Raw genomic sequence first — 6,353 nt, 5'->3', positions numbered from 1 at the left:
ACGGCCGAGGCGAGCTCGCCCCGGGCCCGCCCCGATTCCGACGGCGCGCCCCGGCCTTTCCCCGGGGGGGGCCGCCACGGTCGTGTCCGGGCCCTCCTTCCCCGTCCGGCCGTCCCTGTTCCGGGCCGTTCCCGCCGCTCGGAGCGGCATGATCGGCGGCGGGACGGCGTCCGGGCGGTGTCCGGCGGTACGGGAGGGCACGCCGCTCGCGCCGCAGGAAGGGGCCTGACGCCCTCCGGGCCCCGCGGGCACCCATCGTCTCCGCCGCGGGGCCGGTGAGCGCGTGGAGCGCCTGAGAGCCTTGCCCCGCGGGAGGTCACGGCGAGGTCCGACACGCCGGGCGGACCACGGCCGGAAACCTCTCATCGGACGGCCGGCAGGGGCCTGCGGACGTGCCGGGATGGTCGCGTCCAGCATGCGCCGTCAGCGAACAGCGCGTTGAGGAGGCATGTCCGGTAGGCGGCGCGGGTTAAGGTCACAGGCAAAGCCAATCGATTACGACGCATCGGAAGGTGACGCTGTGACCAGCCCGCCGACCTTCTACCAGCCGCCCGGCTTCGGGCCCGAGTCGATGAGCCAGCCGACCGGCTCGTTCAGGCTCGAAGACCAGCTCTACCAGCGGCTGCTGCGTGAGCGCATCATCGTGCTGGGCACCCAGGTCAACGACGAGATCGCCAACCGGATCTGCGCCGAGCTGCTCCTGCTCGCCGCGGACGACTCGGACCGCGACATCTGGCTCTACATCAACTCGCCCGGTGGTTCCGTGACCGCCGGTATGGCGATCTACGACATGATGGAATATGTACCTAACGATGTGTGCACGGTCGCGATGGGCCTGGCCGCTTCCATGGGCCAGTTCCTGCTGTGCGCCGGCGAGCGGGGCAAGCGCTACGCCCTGCCGCACGCCCGCATCATGATGCACCAGCCGTCCGGTGGCATCGGTGGCACCGCCGCCGACATCGCCATCCAGGCCGAGCAGATGCTCTATGTGAAGAAGACCCTCGCCGAGCGGATCGCCTTCCACACCGGCCAGAACCTGGAGCAGATCGAGGCCGACTCCGACCGCGACCGCTGGTTCACGGCCGAGGAGGCCAAGGACTACGGCTTCATCGACCAGGTCGTGCGCAGCGCCCGGCAGGTGCCCTCCACGGGCGCCGTCTCCTGAAGGGGAACAAGGTGAGTGAGTTGATCCGGCCGGGAGACATCAACGGCCGCTACGTTCTTCCGTCCTTCACCGAGCGCACGTCCTACGGCATGCGGGAGATGAACCCGTACGCCAAGCTGTTCGAGGATCGCATCATCTTCCTCGGCGTGCAGGTGGACGACGCGTCGGCGAACGACGTCATGGCCCAGCTGCTGACGCTGGAGTCGCTCGACCCCGACCGTGACATCAGCATCTACATCAACTCGCCGGGCGGTTCGTTCACCGCCATGACGGCGATCTACGACACGATGCAGTTCGTCCGGCCGGAGATCCAGACGGTCTGCCTGGGCCAGGCGGCCTCGGCCGCGGCGGTCCTGCTGGCCGGCGGTACGCCGGGCAAGCGGTTCGCCCTGCCGAACGCCCGTATGCTGATCCACCAGCCCTCCACCGAGGGCGGCGGCCAGGGAAGCGACATCGAGATCCAGGCGCGTGAGATCCTCAGGATGCGCGCCCAGATGGAGATGATCATCGCTCAGCATTCGGGCAGGGCGCCGGAGGCGGTCCGCAAGGACATCGAGCGGGACAAGATCCTTGACGCCGTGGAGGCCAAGGAGTACGGGTTGATCGACGACATCATCCCGTCTCGCAAGAAACTCGCGAAGGCCGTAGCCTCCTGACGAGGCACAGTGCACCGGAACCGTGCCGAATCCGGCACGTTCCGGTGCGACTCGCCGCTAGGGGGCTCACTGAGGGCTCAGAAGACGGTAACGTCGAAACCTAAGCGGGATGACTTTTCCATCGGGTATCGGACCGATCGGAAGAAACGGACCGCGGCAGCCAGGGCGGTCCCACGCAAAGGAGTATCTGGGGTGGCACGCATCGGCGACGGGGGAGACCTGCTGAAGTGCTCTTTCTGCGGGAAGAGCCAGAAGCAGGTCAAGAAGCTCATCGCCGGACCCGGCGTATACATCTGCGACGAGTGCATCGACCTCTGTAATGAGATCATCGAGGAGGAGCTCAGCGAGTCCTCCGAACTCAAGTGGGACAGCCTTCCCAAGCCGAGGGAGATCTACGAATTCCTCGACGCCTACGTCATCGGTCAGGACCAGGCGAAGAAGGCTCTCTCCGTGGCGGTCTACAACCACTACAAGCGGGTGCAGTCCGGAGAGCGCGGGCGTGACGACGGCCTGGAACTGGCCAAGTCCAACATCCTGCTCCTGGGCCCGACCGGTTCCGGCAAGACACTGCTCGCCCAGACGTTGGCGAAGATGCTGAACGTTCCGTTCGCCATCGCCGACGCCACCGCCCTCACAGAGGCGGGCTACGTGGGCGAGGACGTGGAGAACATACTGCTCAAGCTGATCCAGGCCGCCGACTACGACGTCAAGAAGGCCGAGACCGGCATCATCTACATCGACGAGGTCGACAAGATCGCTCGTAAGAGCGAGAACCCGTCGATCACGCGGGACGTCTCCGGTGAGGGAGTGCAGCAGGCCCTGCTCAAGATCCTGGAGGGGACGACCGCGAGCGTGCCGCCCCAGGGCGGGCGCAAGCACCCGCACCAGGAGTTCATCCAGATCGACACCACCAACGTGCTGTTCATCTGCGGCGGCGCCTTCGCGGGCCTCGAGAAGATCATCGAGTCCCGGGTGGGCCGCAAGGGCATCGGCTTCAACGCCATCATCCGCTCCAAGGAGGATGTCGACAGCTCCGACATCTTCAAGGACGTGATGCCGGAGGACCTGCTGAAGTTCGGCATGATCCCCGAGTTCGTCGGCCGGCTCCCCGTCATCACGAGCGTCCACAACCTCGACCGTGAGGCGCTCATCCAGATCCTCACCGAGCCCCGGAACGCGCTGGTCAAGCAGTACCGTCGCCTCTTCGAGCTCGACAACGTCGAGCTCGAGTTCACCGACGACGCGCTGGAGGCCATCGCCGACCAGGCGATCCTGCGAGGCACCGGCGCCCGTGGCCTGCGGGCGATCCTGGAGGAGGTCCTCCTCTCGGTGATGTACGAGGTGCCCTCGCGACAGGACGTGGCGCGCGTCGTGATCACCCGCGAGTCGGTCCTGGAGCACGTCAACCCCACGCTCGTACCGCGTGACCAGCTCAGCAAGCAGCAGCGTCCGCCGCGCGAGAAGTCGGCCTAGGCGTTCCCGCGAGCCGTCCGAGGTTCGCGCGGCCGGTGCCCCCACGGTTCTCCGTGGGGGCACCGGTCGTTTCGGCCCGGCGAGGCGCGGGGGCGGTGCGGGCAGGGGAGGCGCGGTCCGCGGGACATGGGGCTCGCGGACATCCCTAGACTTGGGCATCGTGACGACGCCAGAGCTGCCCACCCAGTACACACCCGCCGACGTGGAGACCCGGAGCTATGAGCGCTGGGTATCGGGGGGATACTTCACCGCCGACCCGAGCAGCGAGCGCGAGCCGTACAGCATCGTCCTGCCCCCGCCGAACGTGACCGGTGTGCTGCACATCGGCCACGCCCTCGACCACTCCGTCCAGGACGCGCTGACCCGCCGCGCCCGCATGCGCGGGGAGGAGACGCTCTGGCTGCCCGGCATGGACCACGCCGGTATCGCCACCCAGAACGTCGTCGAACGCGAGATCGCCAAGGAGGGTCTCTCCCGGCACGATCTCGGCCGTGAGGCGTTCGTCGAGCGCGTCTGGCAGTGGAAGGAGGAGTCCGGCGGGCGGATCCTCGACCAGATGAAGAAGCTCGGTGACGGCGTGGACTGGTCACGCGAACGCTTCACCATGGACCCGGGCCTCTCCCGGGCGGTTCAGACGATCTTCAAGAAGCTCTTCGACGACGGGCTCATCTACCGCGCCGAGCGCATCATCAACTGGTGCCCGCGCTGCCTGACCGCGCTCTCCGACATCGAGGTCGAGCACAGCGAGGACGAGGGCGAGCTGGTCTCGATCCGCTACGGCGACGGCGACGAGTCCATCGTGGTCGCCACCACCCGGGCCGAGACGATGCTCGGCGACACCGCCGTGGCCGTGCACCCCTCCGACGAGCGCTACGCGCACCTGATCGGCCGGGAGGTGGAGCTGCCGCTCACCGGGCGGCGGATCCCGATCGTGGCGGACGAGCACGTCGACCCCGCCTTCGGCACCGGAGCGGTCAAGGTCACCCCGGCGCACGACCCGAACGACTTCGAGATCGGACGGCGCCACTCCCTGCCCTCCCTGACGATCATGGACGAGCGGGGGGTCGTCACCGCCCACGGCCCGTTCCAGGGGCTCGACCGTTTCGAGGCCAGGCCCGCGGTGGTGGCCGCGCTGCGCGAGCAGGGCCGCATCGTCGCGGAGAAGCGCCCCTACCTGCACTCGGTCGGGCACTGCTCACGCTGCAAGACCGTGGTCGAGCCCCGGCTCTCGCTCCAGTGGTTCGTCAACGTCTCGCCCCTGGCGAAGGCGGCGGGCGACGCGGTGCGGGACGGCCGGACGCGGATCCACCCGCCGGAGCTGGCCAAGCGCTACTTCGACTGGGTCGACGACATGCACGACTGGTGCATCTCCCGCCAGCTGTGGTGGGGCCACCGCATCCCGGTCTGGTACGGACCCGAGGGAGAGGTCGTCTGCGTCGGCCCGGACGAGCGGGCGCCGGAGGGCTACATCCAGGACCCCGACGTCCTCGACACCTGGTTCTCCTCGGGACTGTGGCCGTTCTCCACCCTGGGGTGGCCCGACAGGACGCCCGAGCTGGCGAAGTTCTACCCCACCACCGTCCTGGTGACCGGCTACGACATCCTGTTCTTCTGGGTGGCCAGGATGATGATGTTCGGCATCTACGCGATGGACGGCGAGCCGCCGTTCCGGACCGTGGCGCTGCACGGCATGGTCCGCGACCAGTACGGCAAGAAGATGTCGAAGTCGTTCGGCAACGTCGTCGACCCGCTCGACTGGATCGAGCGTTTCGGCGCCGACGCCACCCGCTTCACGCTGCTGCGCGGCGCCAACCCCGGCTCCGACGTGGCGATCAGCGAGGAGTGGGCCGGAGGCTCGCGAAACTTCTGCAACAAGATCTGGAACGCCACCCGCTTCGCGCTGATGAACGGGGCGGTGACCGGCGAGCTCCCCGTCGAGGAGCTGACCGCGGCCGACCGGTGGATCCTCTCCCGGCTCCAGGAGGTCATCGCCTCGGTGGACACCGCCTTCGAGGACTTCGAGTTCGCCAAGGTCTCCGATCTTCTCTACCACTTCGCCTGGGACGAGGTCTGCGACTGGTACGTGGAGCTCGCCAAGATCCAGATCGCCTCCGGGCAGGAGCACACCCGGATCGTGCTGGGCCATGTCTTCGATGCGCTGCTCCGCCTGCTGCACCCGCTGGTGCCGTTCCTCACGGAGGAGCTGTGGCGCGCGGTCACCGGGGGCGAGTCGATCGCGGTGGCGCCGTGGCCGACGGTGCGGGAATCGCTCCGCGACCCCTCGGCCGTGCGTGAACTCCTCGCGGTGCAGGGAATGATCACCGAGGTGCGCAGGTTCCGTTCGGACCAGGGCCTCAAGCCGGGACAGCGGGTCGCGGCGCGGCTCCCGCTCGAGGGAACGGCACTGGCCTCCCACGAGGGGGCGATCCGGTCACTGCTCCGGCTCGACCCGCCGTCGGAGTCGTTCGCCGCCACCGCGCGTCTCGACGTGGCCGGGATCGCCGTGGAGATCGACACGGCCGGCACGATCGATGTGGCCGCCGAGCGGAAGCGCCTGGAGAAGGATCTCGCGGTGGCGCGGAAGGAAGCGACCCAGGTCGCGGCCAAGCTCGGCAACGAGCAGTTCATGGCCAAGGCGCCCGACGACGTGGTGGCCAAGGTCCGCTCCCGTGCGGAGCAGGCCGACCAGGACATCACCCGGCTGCTGGCCCAGATCGCCGCACTGCCGGCGGGGTGAGCTGACCGGGTTCCTGCCGTGGTCCCCGGCGACCACGTGGCCGGTCGGGTGGTGAGGAGCCGTGCGCGGAGAACCCGGAGTCTCTTGACTCCGGGTTCTCGTGTTTGAGGTGTGCGACCCCAGGGAAGACCTAGTCGTTACCGGGAAGTTGGCTCGTGTAGCCCCGGATGACTGGTAGTGTTCTTCATGCAGGGCGAGTCCCTGCACCCCCTAACAAATCCGACAAATCGGGCATGTTCGTTTGGTTGGACATCGGCCGGATGTTGGAGTAAGTTAGAGGGGTTGCCCTGGAAACAGGGTGATCGACATGCTAGCCGGTTTG

The 6,353-nt window shown here is 67.9% G+C and carries 4 protein-coding genes; all 4 read left to right on the top strand.

From position 1 onward, the window contains the following. The first annotated feature begins 520 nt into the window (after positions 1-520). The gene (locus tag ACLQ2R_RS39355; protein ID WP_386241018.1) at positions 521-1,165 is read left to right on the top strand and encodes a ClpP family protease; all 645 of its coding nucleotides are present in this window, start codon (positions 521-523) and stop codon (positions 1,163-1,165) included. An 11-nt stretch (positions 1,166-1,176) separates the two neighbouring features. Beyond that, positions 1,177-1,821, top strand: a complete 645-nt coding sequence (locus tag ACLQ2R_RS39350; RefSeq protein WP_344895762.1) for an ATP-dependent Clp protease proteolytic subunit — start codon at positions 1,177-1,179, stop codon at positions 1,819-1,821. Between the two features lie 192 nt (positions 1,822-2,013). Then, the gene (gene clpX, locus ACLQ2R_RS39345) at positions 2,014-3,294 is read left to right on the top strand and encodes an ATP-dependent Clp protease ATP-binding subunit ClpX (protein ID WP_344895765.1); all 1,281 of its coding nucleotides are present in this window, start codon (positions 2,014-2,016) and stop codon (positions 3,292-3,294) included. A gap of 151 nt (positions 3,295-3,445) precedes the next feature. After that, the gene (locus ACLQ2R_RS39340) at positions 3,446-6,031 is read left to right on the top strand and encodes a valine--tRNA ligase (protein ID WP_425966521.1); all 2,586 of its coding nucleotides are present in this window, start codon (positions 3,446-3,448) and stop codon (positions 6,029-6,031) included. The last annotated feature ends 322 nt before the right edge of the window (positions 6,032-6,353 follow it).

This window comes from Streptosporangium sp. DT93, assembly GCF_049844535.1.
In the GTDB taxonomy this organism is placed as follows: Bacteria; Actinomycetota; Actinomycetes; order Streptosporangiales; family Streptosporangiaceae; genus Streptosporangium.
The sequence above is the reverse complement of the archived record's forward strand: the minus strand, read 5'-3'. Positions and strand labels throughout refer to the sequence as shown.